This window comes from Massilia sp. Masssp93 (assembly GCF_059491295.1).
Genome location: NZ_CP168502.1, coordinates 955,634 through 972,923, shown reverse-complemented (window position 1 = coordinate 972,923; position 17,290 = coordinate 955,634). Strand labels below are relative to the sequence as shown.

The 17,290-nt window shown below is 64.3% G+C and carries 13 protein-coding genes and 1 other RNA gene; 8 read left to right on the top strand and 6 right to left on the bottom strand.

Going from position 1 to position 17,290, the window contains the following annotated elements; all coding sequences use genetic code 11:
- Nucleotides 1–6: 6 nt before the first annotated feature.
- From aroA to gyrA, 6 genes are all read right to left on the bottom strand, one after another.
- Complete coding sequence (aroA, locus tag ACEN9Q_RS04260; protein WP_495627478.1) at nucleotides 7–1,338, bottom strand: 3-phosphoshikimate 1-carboxyvinyltransferase; 1,332 nt, start codon at nucleotides 1,336–1,338, stop codon at nucleotides 7–9.
- The gene (locus tag ACEN9Q_RS04255; protein WP_495627477.1) at nucleotides 1,335–2,243 is read right to left on the bottom strand and encodes a prephenate dehydrogenase; all 909 of its coding nucleotides are present in this window, start codon (nucleotides 2,241–2,243) and stop codon (nucleotides 1,335–1,337) included. Before ACEN9Q_RS04255 ends, aroA begins: the two co-directional genes overlap by 4 nt.
- Nucleotides 2,243–3,346: a histidinol-phosphate transaminase gene (gene hisC, locus ACEN9Q_RS04250; RefSeq protein WP_495627476.1), complete on the bottom strand. Its 1,104-nt coding sequence runs from the start codon at nucleotides 3,344–3,346 to the stop codon at nucleotides 2,243–2,245. The genes ACEN9Q_RS04255 and hisC overlap by 1 nt, the downstream gene beginning before the upstream one ends.
- Nucleotides 3,347–3,390: 44 nt before the next feature.
- The gene (gene pheA / locus ACEN9Q_RS04245) at nucleotides 3,391–4,461 is read right to left on the bottom strand and encodes a prephenate dehydratase (RefSeq protein ID WP_056450574.1); all 1,071 of its coding nucleotides are present in this window, start codon (nucleotides 4,459–4,461) and stop codon (nucleotides 3,391–3,393) included.
- A gap of 121 nt (nucleotides 4,462–4,582) precedes the next feature.
- Entirely contained in the window at nucleotides 4,583–5,704 is a 1,122-nt protein-coding gene (serC, locus tag ACEN9Q_RS04240) for a 3-phosphoserine/phosphohydroxythreonine transaminase (protein WP_495627475.1), read from the bottom strand.
- 254 nt (nucleotides 5,705–5,958) lie between these two features.
- A complete protein-coding gene (gene gyrA / locus ACEN9Q_RS04235; RefSeq protein ID WP_056450568.1) occupies nucleotides 5,959–8,574 on the bottom strand; it encodes a DNA gyrase subunit A in 2,616 nt (871 codons plus the stop codon).
- A gap of 395 nt (nucleotides 8,575–8,969) precedes the next feature.
- On the opposite strand from gyrA, the gene ompA reads away from it, so the two are divergent.
- The 8 genes from ompA to ACEN9Q_RS04195 all read left to right on the top strand — a co-directional run bounded on the left by ompA (nucleotide 8,970) and on the right by ACEN9Q_RS04195 (nucleotide 17,282).
- Nucleotides 8,970–9,686 (top strand): outer membrane protein OmpA, encoded by a 717-nt coding sequence (gene ompA, locus ACEN9Q_RS04230; protein ID WP_056450566.1) that lies wholly within the window; start codon nucleotides 8,970–8,972, stop codon nucleotides 9,684–9,686.
- 117 nt (nucleotides 9,687–9,803) lie between these two features.
- Nucleotides 9,804–10,511 (top strand): bifunctional 2-polyprenyl-6-hydroxyphenol methylase/3-demethylubiquinol 3-O-methyltransferase UbiG, encoded by a 708-nt coding sequence (gene ubiG, locus ACEN9Q_RS04225; RefSeq protein WP_056450563.1) that lies wholly within the window; start codon nucleotides 9,804–9,806, stop codon nucleotides 10,509–10,511.
- A gap of 10 nt (nucleotides 10,512–10,521) precedes the next feature.
- Nucleotides 10,522–11,229, top strand: coding sequence for an HAD family hydrolase (locus ACEN9Q_RS04220; protein WP_495627474.1), 708 nt, complete (start codon nucleotides 10,522–10,524; stop codon nucleotides 11,227–11,229).
- Between the two features lie 297 nt (nucleotides 11,230–11,526).
- A complete protein-coding gene (locus tag ACEN9Q_RS04215; RefSeq protein WP_056450557.1) occupies nucleotides 11,527–12,060 on the top strand; it encodes a glycine zipper 2TM domain-containing protein in 534 nt (177 codons plus the stop codon).
- Nucleotides 12,061–12,167: 107 nt separating this feature from the next.
- Nucleotides 12,168–12,526: a transfer-messenger RNA gene (gene ssrA / locus ACEN9Q_RS04210) on the top strand.
- 553 nt (nucleotides 12,527–13,079) lie between these two features.
- A complete protein-coding gene (locus ACEN9Q_RS04205; protein WP_495627473.1) occupies nucleotides 13,080–13,745 on the top strand; it encodes a peptidoglycan-binding protein in 666 nt (221 codons plus the stop codon).
- On the top strand, nucleotides 13,742–16,591 hold the full coding sequence (locus ACEN9Q_RS04200; RefSeq protein ID WP_495627472.1) for an exonuclease/endonuclease/phosphatase family protein: 2,850 nt from the start codon (nucleotides 13,742–13,744) through the stop codon (nucleotides 16,589–16,591). The genes ACEN9Q_RS04205 and ACEN9Q_RS04200 overlap by 4 nt, the downstream gene beginning before the upstream one ends.
- Nucleotides 16,563–17,282 carry a hypothetical protein gene (locus ACEN9Q_RS04195; RefSeq protein WP_495627471.1) on the top strand — a complete coding sequence of 240 codons (720 nt, stop codon included), beginning with the start codon at nucleotides 16,563–16,565 and terminating at the stop codon, nucleotides 17,280–17,282. Before ACEN9Q_RS04200 ends, ACEN9Q_RS04195 begins: the two co-directional genes overlap by 29 nt.
- Nucleotides 17,283–17,290: the final 8 nt, after the last annotated feature.

Below are 17,290 nucleotides of genomic sequence, written 5' to 3'. Positions count from 1 at the left end.
ATCCCATCAGGATAAGGTGTCTTGCGCGATTCCGGAAAACGTTTCGAAGTAATCCGGGAACGTCTTCGCCACGCACTTCGGATCGTTGATGCGCATCGCGTTGCCGCGCCGCGCCGCGCCATCGAGCGACGCCAGCGAGAAGCACATCGCCATCCGGTGATCGTCGTAGGTGTCGATCGACGCCGGCGACAGCGTCTCGGGCGGCGTCACGCGCAGGTAGTCCTCGCCCTCTTCCACCGTCGCGCCGACCTTGCGCAGTTCCGTCGCCATCGCGGCCAGGCGGTCCGTCTCCTTCACGCGCCAGCTGGCGATGTTGCGCAGCGTGCTCGTGCCGTCCGCGTACAGGGCGGCGACGGCGATCGTCATCGCGGCGTCCGGGATGTGGTTGAAGTCCGCGTCGATGGCCTTGAGCACGCCGTTCGACTTCGCCTCGATCCAGTTGTCGCCCTTCGTGATCGTCGCGCCCATCGCCGCCAACGCGTCGGCGAAGCGCACGTCGCCCTGGATCGAATCGCGGCCCACGCCCTCCACGCGCACCGGCCCGCCGGCGATGGCGCCCGCGGCCAGGAAGTACGACGCCGACGACGCATCGCCCTCGACGTGGATGCTGCCCGGGCTCTGGTACTTCTGGCCCGGCTGCACGGTGAACGACGCCCAGCCGTCCTGGCCGACCGTCACGCCGAAACGGCGCATCAGGTTCAGGGTGATCTCGATGTACGGCTTGGAAATCAGCTCGCCCACGACCTCGATCGTGACCGGGTGCGCGGTGGCCATCAGCGGCGCGGCCATCAGGAGGGCCGTCAGGAACTGGCTCGACACATTGCCGCGCACGGCGATGCGGTCCGGCTGGACGCGGCCCGCGCGGATGTGCAGCGGCGGATAGCCCGGATTGCCGGTGTACTCGATGCTGGCGCCGACGGCGTTCAGCGCGTCGACCAGGTCGCCGATCGGGCGTTCGTGCATGCGCTCGACGCCGTGCAGGGTGTAGTCGCCGCCGATCACGGCCAGCGCCGCCGTCAGCGGACGGATCGCGGTGCCGGCATTCCCCATGTACAGGTCGGCCTGGCCCACGGGCAGGCGGCCCGCGGCGCCGTGCACGACGTGCGTGCGGTCGTCGATCCGCTCCCACCGGATGCCGAGCCTGGCGAGCGCGTCCAGCATGACGGACGTGTCGTCCGACGCGAGCAGGTCGTGGATGGTCGTCGTCCCTTCGGACAGCGCGGCCAGCAGCAACGTGCGGTTGGAGATGCTCTTCGATCCCGGCAGGCGTACGGTGCCCTGCACGCGCATCACGGGTTCGAGGTCGATGTGCTGGGGATAGATTTTAGACTGTGTCATTTTCCTGATTCCTGATCGGGCGCCGGCGGTTGTTCCGCGGCTTCGATCGCTTCGATCCACGCACGGCGGGCGCGCTGGGCGTTGGCGTAGGTCGCCTCCAGCGCGGCACCGTCATTGGCGGCGAGCCGCGCGCGGAGGTGTGTCAATTGAACGAGATAGGCATCCAGCTCGCCGAGCAGCGCGTCACGGTTCGCGAGGCTGATGTCGCGCCACATTTCCGGCGAGCTGCCGGCAATGCGGGTGAAGTCGCGGAAGCCGCTGGCCGCGTACTGGAACAGCAGGTCGGCGTGCGGCTTGCCCGCGATGTCGTCGACGAGCGCATACGCCAGCAGGTGCGGCAGATGGCTGACGGCGGCGAACACCTTGTCGTGTTCCTGCGGCGAGAGCATGTGGATGACGGCGCCGCACGTGCGCCATGCGGCGGCCACGCGTTCCACCGCTTCCGGCGCGTTCTCCGGCAGCGGCGCCAGCACCGTCTTCTTGCCGCGGTACAGGTCGGGGATCGCGGCGTCCGGCCCGTTCGACTCGCGCCCCGCGATCGGGTGGCCCGGCACGAACTGCCTGAGCCGGTCACCCAGCGCGGCGCGCGCGGCCGCCACGACGTCGGACTTGGTGCTGCCCGCGTCCGTGACGATCGTCTGCGACTCCAGGTACGGCAGCAACGAGGCCAGGATCGGCCCCGTCTGCGCGACGGGCGCCGCGATGAGCACGAGGTCGGCGCCGCGCAGCGCGTCTTGCGGCGACGCCGCCGCTTCGTCGATGATACCGAGTTCGCGCGCACGTGCGAGCGCCTGCGCGGAGCGCCCGAGACCGACCACGTGGCCCGCCGCGCCGGCCGCCTTGAGGCCCAGCGCGAACGAGCCGCCGATCAGGCCGACGCCAACGATGACGACTTTCGTGAACATCAACCGAGGGCCTTCTTCAGCGCCTCGATGAAGCGCGCGTTTTCTTCCGGCAGGCCGATCGAGATGCGCAGCCACTGCGGCAGGCCGTAGGCGCCGACCGGACGCACGATCACGCCCTGCTTCAGCAACGCCACGTTCACGCGCGCGCCGGCGCCATCGTCGTCGCCCACTTTCACGAGCACGAAATTGCCGTGCGACGGCACGTATTCCAGGCCCAGCTCCTCGAACGCCGTGGTCAGCTGCCTGTAGCCGGCGCGGTTGTTTTCAAAACCCTTTTGCAGGAACGCCTTGTCGTTCAGCGCGGCGATGGCGGCGGCCTGCGCCAGCGAATTCACGTTGAACGGCTGGCGGATGCGGTTCATCAGGTCCGTCACGGCCGGCTGGGCGATGGCGAAACCGACGCGCAGGCCGGCGAGTCCGTACGCCTTCGAGAACGTGCGCGAGACGATCAGGTTCGGGTAGTTGCGGACCCACTGCGTCGATTCGAACTGGTCCTTCGGCTCCAGGTATTCGTTGTACGCCTCGTCCAGCACGACGACGACGGAGGCCGGCACCTTGGCCAGGAACGCTTCGATCCCGGCGGCCGGGATGAACGTGCCGGTCGGGTTGTTCGGGTTGGCGATGTAGACGAGACGGGTGTCCGCATCGATGGCGGCTGCCATCGCGTCGAGGTCGTGGCCGTGGTTCTTGGCCGGCACCACGATGCCGCGCGCGCCGACGCCCTGCGTGGCCAGCGCGTACACGGCGAACGAGTACTGCGCGTAGACGACTGCCAGGCCCTTCTGCACGAAGGCGTGGGCCGCGATCTCGAGGATGTCGTTGGAGCCGTTGCCGAGCGTGATCCAGTCGGCCGGCACGTCGTACCGCCTGGCCAGCGCGGCTTTCAGTTCGAAGCCGTTGGCGTCCGGGTAGCGGCCGAGTTCCGCGGCAGCGGCGGCCATCGCGACCTTGGCCGATTCGGGCACGCCGAACGGATTCTCGTTGGACGCCAGCTTGACGATGTTGGCTTCATCGAGACCGAACTCGCGGGCGACTTCGGAAATGGGTTTGCCGGCCTGGTAGGGGGCGATGGCGCGGACGTAGTCTGGACCGAATTGCGACATGGGACTCTCTTGGCTGAACTGTGAATGATTCTGTGATGCCCGGCTCAGAGGCCGACCGGATAGGAACCCAGCACCTTGAAGAAGGCGGCGTTGTCCTTGAGTTCTTCGAGCGCGCGGCCGACCGCCGCATCGGCGATGTGGCCTTCGACGTCGACGTAGAAGTAATACTCCCAAGTGCCGATGCGCGCGGGACGCGATTCGAAGCGCGTCATCGACACGCCGTGCTTGGCCAGCGGCGCGAGCAGGCTGTAGACGGCGCCGGCCTTGTTCGGCACGGCCAGCACGATCGACGTGCGGTCACGGCCCGACGGCCCCGTGGCCTGGCTGCCGATGATCAGGAAGCGCGTGCGGTTGTGCGGGTCGTCCTGGATGTGCGCCTGCACGACGCCCAGCTTGTACTGTTCGCCGGCCATCTCGCTGGCGATCGCCGCGATGGTCGGGTCCTGGCTCGCCAGCACGGCCGCTTCCGCGTTCGACGCGACGGCGCGGCGTTCGACGTCCGGATGGTGCAGGTTGAGCCACACCTGGCACTGGGCCAGCGCCTGCGAATGGGCGCAGACGACCTTGACGCCGTCCATGCTGCCGGTCTTCGTCATGAGGCTGTGGTGCACGGGGATCGACACTTCGCCGCTGATGATGGTCGTGGTCGCGAGCATCAGGTCGAGCGTGCGGTTGATGGCGCCCTCGGACGAGTTCTCGACCGGGACGACGCCGTAGTCGGCCGTGCCGGCCTCGGTGGCGCGGAACACTTCGTCGATCGACACGCACGGCAGGCCTTGCACGGCGCTGCCGAACTGCTGGAACACGGCCTGTTCGCTGAACGTGCCGGTGGGACCGAGGAAGGCGACCGTCACGCGCTTTTCCAGCGCGCGGCAGGACGACATGATCTCGCGGAAGATGGTCTGCACGTCCTGGTTCTTCAGCGGACCGGGATTGCGCTCGGCGACGCCGCGCAGCACCTGCGCTTCGCGCTCGGGGCGGAACACGGGGGCGTTCGTCTCGGCCTTCACGTGGCCGACTTCCTGCGCGACCTTGCCGCGGCGGGAGAGGAGTTCGAGGATTTGCGCGTCGATCGCATCGATCTGTTCGCGCAGGGGTTTCAGTTTGTCTGTCATTGTCTGCTCTTGATGTGCCGTTCGCGCTTTTGCTCCGTTGGGTGGGCACCCCGTGCCCACGCGGATGTTCGCGTTACGCACACGTTACGCGTGGGCACGGGGGTGCCCACCCTACGCCGGATTACCGGCCCGCGAACTCGTTCAAATAATCGATCAGGGCTTGCACGCCCTCGATCGGCATCGCGTTGTAGATCGATGCCCGCATACCGCCGACGGACTTGTGGCCCTTCAGTTGCAGCAGGCCGCGCGCTTTGGCGCCGGCCAGGAATTGTTCGTTCAACGACTCGTCGCGCAGGTAGAACGGTACGTTCATGCGCGAGCGATATTCGGGCGCCACACGATTCTGGTAGAAGTCGTCGGCGTCCAGCGCCGCGTACAGCAGGCGCGCTTTTTCGATGTTGCGGCGTTCCATCGCGGCCACGCCGCCCAGTTTTTTCAGGTGCGCGAACACGAGGCCGGCGATATAGATCGCGTACGTCGGCGGCGTGTTCAGCATCGAGTCCGCCTCGGCCACGGCGCGCCAGTTGAACACGCCGGGGCAGATCGGCAGCGCGTGATCGAGCAGGTCCTCGCGCACGATGGTGATCGTCAGGCCGGCCGGACCGATGTTCTTTTGCGCGCCGGCGAAGATCACGCCGTATTTCGACACGTCGATCTGGCGCGACAGGATGTGCGACGACATGTCCACGACCAGCGGGGTCTCACCCTGCACCGTCGGCACGTAGCCGATCTCGACGCCGTCGATGGTCTCGTTGGTGCACAGGTGCAGGTAGGCTGCGTCCGCGCTCAGCGTCCACGTCTCCTGCGGCGGCACGGTCGTGAAGCGGCTCGCCTCGCCCGACGCCGCGACGTTCACGTTGGCGTAGCGGCGCGCTTCCTTGATCGACTTGCCCGACCACGAACCCGTGTGGACGAAGTCGATCGTCGCCGGGCCGGACGCGGCACCGTGCGGCTTGCGGCCCAGCAGGTTGAGCGGCGTGATGGCGTTCTGGCCCAGGCCCCCGCCCTGCATGAACAGGACCTTGTAGTTGGCCGGCACCGCCAGCAGTTCGCGCAGGTCGGCTTCGGCCTGCTTCGCGATCGAGATGAATTCGGGGCCGCGGTGGCTCATCTCCATCACGGACATGCCGCTGCCGTGCCAGTCCAGCATCTCGTCGGCGGCCTGGCGCAGGACTTCCTTCGGCAGGACGGCCGGGCCGGCGGAGAAGTTATAGACCTGGGTGGCGGCGAGAGATTGATTCACGAATATCCTTGAATGAGAGCTGGAGCGGGGGCCTGCATGCCCGACATGGCAATGCGGGTTCCTCGATTTTCGCACGAAACTTGCAAAAAATCCTCAACCGCCGCCATTTCGCCGGACGGTGCCACATTGCGAAAAGGCGAACGTTCCGATGTTGATCGTGGAAAATAGCCAAAATAAGGGCTCTGACCCCGGTTTTTGGAAATAAAAAAGCCGCCGGCGTTGGCGCGCGGCGGCTTGTCGGCGGCGGGACCGGCTTATTCCGGTGCCGGTTCCAGCTCGGTTTCCTCGAGGTCCGTCTCGACCACGCGCTGCAGGCCGGACAGCCGGGTGCCGTCCTCCACCGCGATCAAGGTCACGCCCTGGGTGGCGCGGCCCATCTCGCGGATCTCGGCCACGCGGGTGCGGATCAGCACGCCACCGGTCGTGATCAGCATGATCTCGTCCGTTTCGTCGACCAGCGTCGCGGCGACGACTTTACCGTTGCGCTCCGACGTCTGGATCGCGATCATGCCCTTCGTGCCGCGGCCGTGGCGGGTGTACTCGGTGATCGGGGTACGCTTGCCGAAGCCGTTCTCGGTCGCGGTCAGCACCGACTGCCGCTCGTTCTCGGCGACCAGCAGCGCGATCACGTTCTGGCCCTCTTCCAGGTTCATGCCGCGCACGCCGCGCGCCGTGCGGCCCATCGGACGCACATCGTTCTCGTCGAAGCGCACGGCCTTGCCGGCGTCCGAGAACAGCATCACGTCGTGCTTGCCGTCCGTGAGGGCGGCGCCGATCAGGAAGTCGCCTTCGTCCAGGTCGACGGCGATGATGCCGGCCTTGCGCGGGTTGGAAAAGTCGCGCAGCGGCGTCTTCTTGACCGTGCCGAGGCTCGTCGACATGAACACATAGTGGTCTTCGGGGAACGTCGAGTTCTCGCCCGACAGCGGCAGGATCACCGTGATCTTCTCGCCGTCCTGCAGCGGGAACATGTTGACGATCGGCTTGCCCCGCGAGTTGCGCGAACCCTGCGGCACTTCCCACACCTTCAGCCAGTACATCCGGCCGCGGTTGCTGAAGCACAGCATGTAGTCGTGCGTGTTGGCGATGAACAGCTGGTCGATCCAGTCCTCGTCCTTCGTCGCCATCGCCTGCTTGCCGCGGCCGCCGCGCTTCTGCGCGCGGTATTCGGAAATCGGCTGCGACTTCATATAACCTGTGTGCGACAGCGTGACGACCATGTCCTGCGGCGTGATCAGGTCTTCCGTTTCCAGGTCGGACGCGTTGTGCTCGATCGCGGAGCGGCGCGTGTCCTTGCCGTTGTCGGCGTATTCGGACTTCACGTGCAGCATTTCGTCCGTGATGATCTGCGTGACGCGCTCCGGGCGGGCCAGGATGTCGAGCAGGTCGGCGATGTGCAGCATCACGTCGCGGTACTCGTTGATGATCTTGTCCTGCTCCAGGCCGGTGAGGCGCTGCAGGCGCATCTGCAGGATTTCCTGGGCCTGCTCGTCCGACAGCTTGTACAGGCCGTCGGTCTGCATGCCGTAGTGCTTCGGCAGGTGCTCCGGACGGAATGCCTCGATGCCGCCGGAGGCGCCCAGTTCGGTGCGGTTCAGCATCTCGCGCACGAGGGACGAATCCCAGGCGCGCGCCATCAGTTCCGTCTTCGCGACCGGCGGCGTGGGCGCGGCCTTGATGATCGCGATGAAATCGTCGATGTTCGCCAGCGCGACGGCCAGGCCTTCCAGCATGTGGCCGCGTTCGCGCGCCTTGCGCAGTTCGAACACGGTGCGGCGCGTGACCACTTCGCGGCGGTGCGACAGGAAGCACTCCAGCATCTGCTTGAGGTTCAGCAGCTTCGGCTGGCCGTTGACGAGGGCCACCATGTTCATGCCGAACGTGTCTTGCAGCTGGGTCTGCTTGTACAGGTTGTTCAGCACGACTTCCGGCACTTCGCCGCGCTTCAGCTCGATCACGACGCGCATGCCCGATTTGTCGGACTCGTCGCGGATGTCGGAAATGCCTTCCAGCTTCTTGTCGCGCACGTTTTCGGCGATGCGCTCCAGCAGCGATTTCTTGTTGACCTGGTACGGCAGCTCGTCGACGATGATCGCGATGCGGCCGCCGTCCTTGCCGTATTCCTCGAAGTGCGTCTTGGCGCGCATCACGACGCGGCCGCGGCCCGTGCGATAGCCGTCGCGCACGCCGGAGACGCCGTAGATGATGCCGGCCGTCGGGAAGTCCGGCGCCGGGATCAGCTCGATCAGCTCGTCGATCGTGCAATCCGGATTCCGGAGCACGTGCAGCGCGCCGCTGATCACTTCCGACAGGTTGTGCGGCGGGATGTTCGTCGCCATGCCGACCGCGATGCCGGACGAGCCGTTGATCAGCAGGTTCGGGATGCGCGTCGGCAGGACGGTCGGTTCTTTTTCCTTGCCGTCATAGTTCGGCTGGAAGTCGACCGTGTCCTTGTCGATATCGGCCAGCAGCTCGTTCGAGATCTTGTCCAGGCGGCACTCGGTGTAACGCATCGCCGCGGCGGAATCGCCGTCGATCGAACCGAAGTTGCCCTGCCCGTCCACGAGCGTGTAGCGCAGCGAGAAATCCTGGGCCATGCGGACCAGGGTGTCGTAGATCGACGCATCGCCGTGCGGGTGATACTTACCCATCGTGTCGCCGACCACGCGCGCGCACTTGAGGTAGGGACGGTTCCAGACGTTGTTCATCTCGTGCATCGCGTACAGCACGCGGCGGTGCACGGGTTTCAAACCGTCGCGCACGTCCGGCAGAGCGCGGCCCACGATCACGCTCATGGCGTAATCGAGGTAGCTCTTGCGCATCTCTTCTTCCAGGGAAATTGGAACTGTTTCTTTTGCGAATTGATCCATTGTGCGGGTCGGCGCCTTCAGGCTGATTTGTTGAATTCCAAGCCCATGATTTTACCACGGCCGACCTGTCAGCAACGCAATTCGGGGGCAACCGACGGCGATGGCAAATTGGCACAATTAACGCCTTGACACATTCCTGTCATAAACGTTCGTCAAGCTTGCATGCGCTTTCCGACACCTTGTTGTGCAGAAACAACGCGACAAATACCATGCACGGCAATTGGTCGACGCCTGATCGTGCGGATGTGGCGTATGTGGCAAAATGGCCGAGACGTTAATTGCTTGTTTCACAATGCGGAACCGACGTGCTGTTTCGAGTGTTAATATTATGCTCACGTCTTATTGCCTCTGAGCAGTTTCGCTGCTAGAAGATTTTACCGAAAGGAAGAAGAAATATGAATAAATTGGCAACCCTCGTATTCGCAGCCACGGCCGCGATGGCGGGCAGTGCATCCGCGCAAAGCGCACCGCCGTATGCGCCGCTGACCACCGATATTCACGCTCGCACGCCGTACAGCGCTTACGTGCAGGATGCCCGTGGCGTTATCGCCCGCGATCCTTTCGGCCTGTGCTGGCGCACCGGCTACTGGACCCCGGCCGACGCGGTCCCCGGCTGCGACGCACCGCTGTGCGTGGAACCCGAGCATCTGGAAAACGGCAAGTGCGTCGCACCGCCGCCTCCGGCGCCGGCCGCCGCCCCGGCACCTGCCCCGGCTCCGGCCCCGGCAGCAGCCCCGGTCCCGACCTCGGAAAAGGTGAGCTACTCGGCTGACGCCTTCTTCGACTTCGACAAGGCCGTGCTGAAGCCTGCCGGCAAGGCATCGCTGGACGACCTGGTCGGCAAGCTGAAGGACATCAACCTGGAAGTCATCATCGCCGTCGGCCACACGGACTCGGTCGGCACCGACGAATACAACCAGAAGCTGTCCGTGCGCCGCGCCGAAGCCGTCAAGGCTTATCTGCAGAGCAAGGGCGTGGAAGCCAAGCGCGTCTACACCGAAGGCAAGGGCGAGAAACAGCCGGTCGCCGACAACAAGACCGCCGCCGGCCGCGCCAAGAACCGTCGCGTCGAAATCGAAGTCGTCGGTACCCGCGGCAGCCAGCAGCAGTAATCCGGCCTGGCGCCCGAACAACCCCGCTCCGGCGGGGTTTTTTTATGCTCGCCGGCCCTGTGTTTTTTTCGCGACCCCATCCGTGCCGGCTACCCATTTCCGCTATCATTCCGTCCTATGACTACGACGACCAACGCCGATCCCTTAGAGATCCAGAAGTTCAGTGAGCTGGCCCACCGCTGGTGGGACCCGACGTCCGAATTCCGTCCGCTGCACGACATCAACCCGTTGCGCCTGGAATGGATCAACGCGCGCGTGCCGCTGGCTGGCAAGAACGTCATCGACATCGGCTGCGGCGGCGGCATCCTGGCCGAATCCATGGCGCGCAAGGGCGCCAAGGTGACGGGCATCGACCTGTCGAAAAAGGCCCTCAAGGTGGCCGACCTGCACAGCCTGGAATCGGGCGTGGAAGTGCGCTATCAACTGATCGCGGCCGAGGACATGGCCGCGGCGGAGCCGGGCCAGTTCGACGTCGTGACCTGCATGGAAATGCTCGAGCACGTCCCGGACCCGGCCGCCATCGTGCGCGCCGCCGCGACCCTCGTCAAACCGGGCGGCCGCGTGTTCTTCTCGACCTTGAACCGCAACGTCAAATCGTATCTGTTCGCCGTCGTCGGCGCCGAATACGTGCTGCGCATGCTGCCGCGCGGCACCCACGACTATGCCAAATTCATCACGCCGGCCGAACTGTCGAACTTCGCGCGCGACGCCGGCCTCATCGTCGACGGGCTGAAGGGCCTGACGTACAACCCGCTGACCAAGATCTACTCGCTGAACCAGGACACCGACGTCAACTACATGGTGGCCTGCAGCAAACCGCTCTGACGATTGCCTCATGACTTTTCCTTCTTCCCTGCCCGCGCCGCGCGCCGTCCTGTTCGATCTCGACGGCACCCTGGCCGACACCGCGCCCGACCTCGCGGCCGCCGTCAACTGGATGCGCACCGAGCGTGGCCTGGAACCGACGCCGTACGCGCTGCTGCGCCCGACCGCATCGCACGGCGCCCGCGGCATGATCGGCGCCGCCTTCGGCCTGGCACCGGGCGACGCGGGCTTCGACGAACTGCGCGATCAATGGTTCGAGCGCTACCGGTCGGCGATGGCCGTACACAGCACGCTGTTCGACGGCGTGCCCGACCTGCTGGACGGCATCATGGCGGCCGGCATGGCGTGGGGCATCGTCACCAACAAGTCGGCGCGCTTTACCGACCCGCTGGTGCCGATGATCGGGCTGGCGCACGCCGGCTGCGTGATCTCGGGCGACACGACGCCGCACGCGAAACCGCACCCCGCCCCGCTGCTGGAAGCGGCCCGCCGCCTGGACATCGATCCGACCCACTGCTGGTACGTGGGCGACGACCTGCGCGACATCGAAGCGGGCCGCGCGGCCGGCATGGTCACCGTGGCGTGCAACTGGGGCTATTGCGGTTCCATCGATCCGGCCACGTGGGGCGCCGACTACCAGCTCGACACGCCGCGCCAGTTGCTGCGGATGCTGCTGGAACTGGCGGATGCCGCCCGGGCCGCGGAAAAGGCAGCCTGATTCACCGCGCTGACTGCCGCGTCCTGCCTGCCCCAGGCGGGCAGTGACGCGGAGCGATCGATCCACCTCTTGCCTGCGCCTTGCCACCGATCGTGGTGGCCTTGTTCCGGTGCCGCGGCCAGCTGTCGGTTAGTTGCAAACTACTTGGCAGTATCGCGTCCTCGTTGGACGGCTTTCTTCGGCCGTCCGGCTCGGCATTTACATATCTTTACGATTGATACAGCTCACTGTCTATCTCTTCACAGTGCCTCTGAGTAATCTAGAGCCATACGACAACAACGTCTCAGGAGCAGAAAAATGGAAACGATCAAGACCGCCACCTCCCGCATCCACCCGCTGATGGCAGCTGCCGCAGTGTCCGTCATCGTCGTCAGCCTGGCCGGCGCGGCCGCGATCACCGGCCTCCTGCCGAGCTCGCACAGCGCACCCGAGGCGGGCGCCACGACGGCCGCCCTGCCGATGGCCGCGGAAGCGCCCCAGGGTGCGCAACCGCTGCAAGCCGCCTACGCCCAACCGGCCGTCGCAAGTGCCCAGCCGGCTCCGGCCCCGGTCGTGATCAAGGAAACCGTGATCAAGGAAGTGCCGGCGAAACCGCGGCACACCGTGCACCACGCAAGCTACGCACAAAACGATGCGCCGGCCTATCATGAACCGGCACCGCGTCCCGCAGCGCAGCCGAACTACGTCGCCATCGGCACGGGCGCCGTCGTGGGCGGCCTGCTGGGCAACCAGGTCGGCAGCGGCAACGGGCGCAAGCTGGCCACGGTGGCCGGCATCATCGGCGGCGGCATGCTGGGCAACCAGATCGCCAACCAGAACCAGGGCCGTTGAACGGTCCGGGCCTTGATTCTCCGCACCTCGCGCCCATATCGGGTGTGAGGGCGCGTCCAGGCCCTCCGCTCACTGGCCGATTGCGGTACAATGAGCATTCTCTTTCTGGGGGCGACCTGGTTTCGACGTGGGTTGCAAAGCAGAACAGGGCATACCGAGGACTGGTCACCTCGTAAATACATCCAGAAATCAATAACTGCAAACGATAACTCGTACGCACTCGCAGCTTAATCGCTGCTAGCTCTACACTACCTCGCCTCTGGGGTGGGCCGCAAGGCAAGTAGAGTCATTTACAGAGGCTAGGACTCAACCGGGTTACTTGGTTGCTTCCGAAATTTAAGGTAACTCGCTTGGTCGAAGGGTGCACATCCCCGTCGGCCGCGTTAAATTAAAAGATAGTGCTAAGTATGTAGAACTGTCTGTAGAGTGCTTGCGGACGAGGGTTCGATTCCCTCCGCCTCCACCAGTATTCAAAATAAAAGCCCCACCGGCGCAAGCCGGCGGGGCTTTTGTTTAATTACCTCTTGAACCGAGGTATCGAATCCTCATCCTGCACGGACGAAGGCCGAGCCGGCGCGCGCCTGATCCTCCGAGTTCGATAAAACGGCGGCAACGAGCACGCCGCCCGGGCGATACTGCAAGGGCCGGCCGGGCCTGATACTTCTGTCCGACCCCATCGAGCCGACGCCCCCGCCCAGGCGTGTCTCCCAAGTCGTCGCGTTCAAAATCCTGCTGATCGCCCCGTGAAAACTCTATAATGCTGACATGCAATTCCACCAACGATCTCTCCTGGAAATTGGCTGGGCGTGGCCCGCATCAAGCGTCGCGGACGTGGTGGTTTGCTCGACGTGAAAGATCGCAAAATCATCCGCTAACGCCACCTGGCGGCATTGACGCCTCTCGATAGGCGTGATCCAGACGGACGATCGCTTATGGCGACTGCGCCTTGCACGCCTTGATCGAGCTGCGGCCGTTGCGGCGAGCGGCGGCCGATTATCTACATCGAATAAGGAGCGAGCGTGGCGGCGACAAGTCATACGGTAAAGCAGGGCGAAACGATCACCAGTATCGCGTTCCAGTTCGGTTTTTTCCCGGACACGCTCTGGACGCTGCCGGAAAACCAGGCGCTGCGGGAACTGCGCGTCAATGGCGATGTCCTGATGCCGGGCGACGTGCTGACGATTCCGGATCGCCGTGCGGCCGCCTTCGACAAGCCGACGTCGCAACGACACCGCTTCAAGCGGCGGGGCGTACCGGCGCGGTTGCGCCTGCAGTTTCTGTCCGACAAGGGGCCGCGTACGGGCGCAAGCTATGTATTAACGATCGATCAGCACAGGATGGAAGGTCGGACGGACGGCGATGGCGTCCTCGACGTCTTCGTACCGCCAAATGCGCAGAGCGGTGAGGTCACGATCGAAGGCGAAACCTATCAATTGCAGTTGGGAACCCTCGATCCCGTCGACGAACTGACGGGTGTGCGAAAGCGTCTGAACAACCTGGGCTTTTTCTGCGGCGATCCCGATGCACCGCTGGATACCCAACTGGACATAGCGCTGCGTAAATTTCAGGAGCGTGTCGGCCTGCCGGTCACCGGCACGGCTGACGACACCACTCGCGCCAGGCTGCAGCAGCTGCACGATGCCCCCGGCGCGCTCCCGGCAACCAACGCACAGTCCGCATCATGACCTTTCCCCCGCAACCCAACCGTCCGCTGAAGCCCGCCGACGTCGTCAAGCGCAGGCCGATCACCGCATCCGGCGGGCCGATCAGCGCCTTTCCGTCGTCGAGCGCCATGGGGCTGACAACGCTGGGACCGCCCCCCAAGAAGGTGCTGACGATCGTCTCGTGGAATGTGCAGAAGTACGAAGAGAGCAAGGCGATACGGAATGCCTACGTCAATGTCGTCATCAACCGCATCCTGGATGAGTTGAAAGCGGATATTTGCCTGCTGCTGGAGAGCCGCGAGAATAATTCGGTCAATCTCGCCGCGATCGAACACCGGCTGGCAAACCCGTCGACTTACAAGGAAGACGAGTCCAGCGAAGAAGCGTGGGATGTCAGGGAACTGGAAACGGAGGCCGCGGATGTGCTGAAGAATTCGGAGTCCGTCGCTTCGATGGTGAGCACGTACGAGATGCTGTCCACCGAATTGACCGGCAAACGCTATAAGCCGCCATTCCGCATTTACCTGTACGACAGCGGAAAAAATGAAAAATTTTTCCCGTCGATGTCAAAGGCATTCTCCATCAACCCGCGCTCCCCCAAAAACAACCCCGTGTACAGCGGCGAGTGGAAAAGATTCTACCTGGGCAGCGACGTGCTGCGTGCCTATTACGAGCCGACGTACATCGATACGAGCGCGGCGATCGCCGATCTGGCGCTGGTGCCGCTGAACGACGTTGCCGAATCCAACGTCATGTTCCGGCTGAAATCATGCGCGGCGTGCGGCGAACGGCTCGGGATCAGCGTGGTTTGCGCAGCATGCCAGGACTGGAATCCATATTCGACGGCGTCCGACAACCTGCGCAATGAAATCAAGGCGTGCGCTTTTTCCTTGGGCGGCGTCGACCTGGAGACCTATGCCATCCTGGCGCGCGGCCAGCCGCAAGGATCGTTCGACGGCGTGATCCAGATGTGTGACAAGGCGGCGCAGGCATACCGGTATCGCACTGGCCTGCTGCGGCACACGGTACCGCCTTTGGCGCCGTACACGCCGCAAGAGCGCTGCGCGGCCTACCTGTTCGGCCGTGGACATTCGGCGACTTCCACCGAAGACCAGAAGTGGCACCTGATGGCGGCGGACCTGGATGCACGCGGGATCGATGCGGACCAGTTTGCGGAATCGGCCATGTTCGACGCGCTCGGCATTGATAAACGGGTGATGCCTCCCCCCGTACCGCGGGATGATGGCAGCCGCTGGGCCGAATTTCTGACGAAATTGCAACCCAACTCGAATCCGGAGTATGTGCTGAATCGCGAAGTGGCAACGAAGGGCATCGATCCCAACCCGCTCACCCTCGGCCAGAAGCTCGATATCGTCGGCATCGCGAACTCGGTCGTGCAGCCGGAGCGCGATATGAGCCACGACGAGCGCCGCCAGGTATTCACGCAGCGGTACCCCGGCAAGGCAGTGGGGGACGTGCTGGCGCAGAATGGCGCGCACCCCAAGGCGGTGGCGTTCAGTGCCGGGCTCGATCGCATAAAATTCCCGACCATTGCTCCGCAGGGCCCGAAATTGCCCTATCTGGATCCCTCCGCAAGCACGTACGGCAGGAGCCCCTTCATTTTGTCGATGTCCGCGACGCTGAGTACTGAAACGACGGCCATCGATTTCCCGGTGGTTGGTTTCCATGCCCCGTTTGGCGACGATAACGCGAAGGGCATGCAGATCCGCGTCGATGCCGTGCTCCAGATGCTCGACGCCGATGCGGGCGACAAAAAGCGCCTGGGCGATCACGACAATGCGATTATCATCGGCGACCTGAACCTCGACCCGACCGAAAGCCTCGGCAATATGAAGGGCGCCGCCGCGGGCCGCGCCTATTCGGGTCTGCTGGCGGCGGGATTCGAGCCTGCGATACCGAAAGTACCGAGCTCGTTGACGACGGTCTTCAACAGCAAAAAGAAGACGAACAGCGATGGCCCTTACAAGCGCTTCGAAGACGTGCCATATCAAAAACTGGGTGGCGATGTCACAAGCTTTACCTCGAGCGCCTACGACAATGTCCTCGTGCGCGGTCAGAAACTCCAGTCGAAGATAGTGACTGCGGCCGTCGTCGACGTGGTAGGGTGGATCCAGGATGAGATCGTCCAAGGCACCGTCGACCCCGCGGGAGCGGCGCATGACTGGCCGGGTTTTACCAACCTGACGCCGCTGCAGCAAGCGTTTTTCATCTACCGGAACTATGTCAGCGACCATCTTCCGGTCGTGGTCGACATCGAGGTGGAGCCGCTGAAACCCGAGTTCTACAAATTGCAGCACGATCTGTCGCTGTATCGCAGGATCAGGGATCAACGCGACAGGATACGGGTGCACCGTCTGGCTTACACCAATTGCACGCACGTGGATACCTGGCCAGCCGTGGCACTGCTCACGCTGGAAGGTCCCAAGGCCGACTTCCATATCGCCGTGGTGACCTCGCTTGCTCCGGCGTACATGAATGTCGAAACGGCGGACGGACCGCTGCAGTTGCCGCTGCCCAAGAGCCCTCAGGGCATGATAGTGCCCGACCTCCCCGTTGCGATCGTGCATGTAAAGGGCGACAAGCCGTACGTCCACCTCGCTATCGGCCTTTCCGAACCGAGGGAAGCAATCACAGTGATCGAGCCGCAGGGACGGAGCGCCTTGGTGTTCGTGATGGGAAAAATCATGCGGATATCCAGCGACGGCAAGAAAATGCGTGTGGCCGTAGACCGGTATCGGTGCGTATTGCCGGTACCGGACAACTGCAGCCTTCCGCCCAAGGTCGGCGGCTATGCCATGGCATTGCTCGAGGGCTGCCGTGAAGAACAAATCAACATGGTGGTGTGATGGCATGTTGATCATACGTCAATTTCAAATGGATTCGATGGCGCAAGCGGTTGGGGAACGCTTGCTGGAACAGGTCGCCGGCGCCGTGCAGGCGGCATCGCCGGGCAAGCCGGTAGACGCGGCAGTGCTGGCTGAAACGGTTGACTTTGCGCGGCGGTGCGGCCTGACGCAGGCGCAGCAGGTCGCGCGCATGGCAGTCGCGCTTGACGGCACGGCGCCGGCGGATTTACCGCGCGACGTATCGGGTTCGCTTCTGGCCTACGGCGGCGATCCCGAGTCCAAGCTGGCGGCGCTGGAAAGCTGGTCCGGGAGCCAGCGCGCGGCCCAGGGCCAGGATGGCGCCGGATCCGACGCGCAGGCCGCTCCGCCCCCTGCGGACATGCGCAGCAACACGGGACAGTCCAGCGCTCGCGTCAACGTGGCGCCGGCAGCGGTCGTCGAGGCCTGTCCGGAACGGCAATCCACGCATTGGCTCGAGATCGAACTGGTGGGCGAAGATGGCGCGGGCATCTCGTGGGCCGCTTACGAAGTCGTGTTGCCGTCGGGCGAGGTAACTGCAGGCTACCTCGATGGGGAGGGATTTGCCCGTTTCGATGGCCTCACGACGGCCGGAAGCTGCAAGATTCGTTTTCCAGAGATCGACAAGGATGCCGTGTCGTTCATGGAGAGCACAAGCGAACGTCCCCGGTAGACAAATCA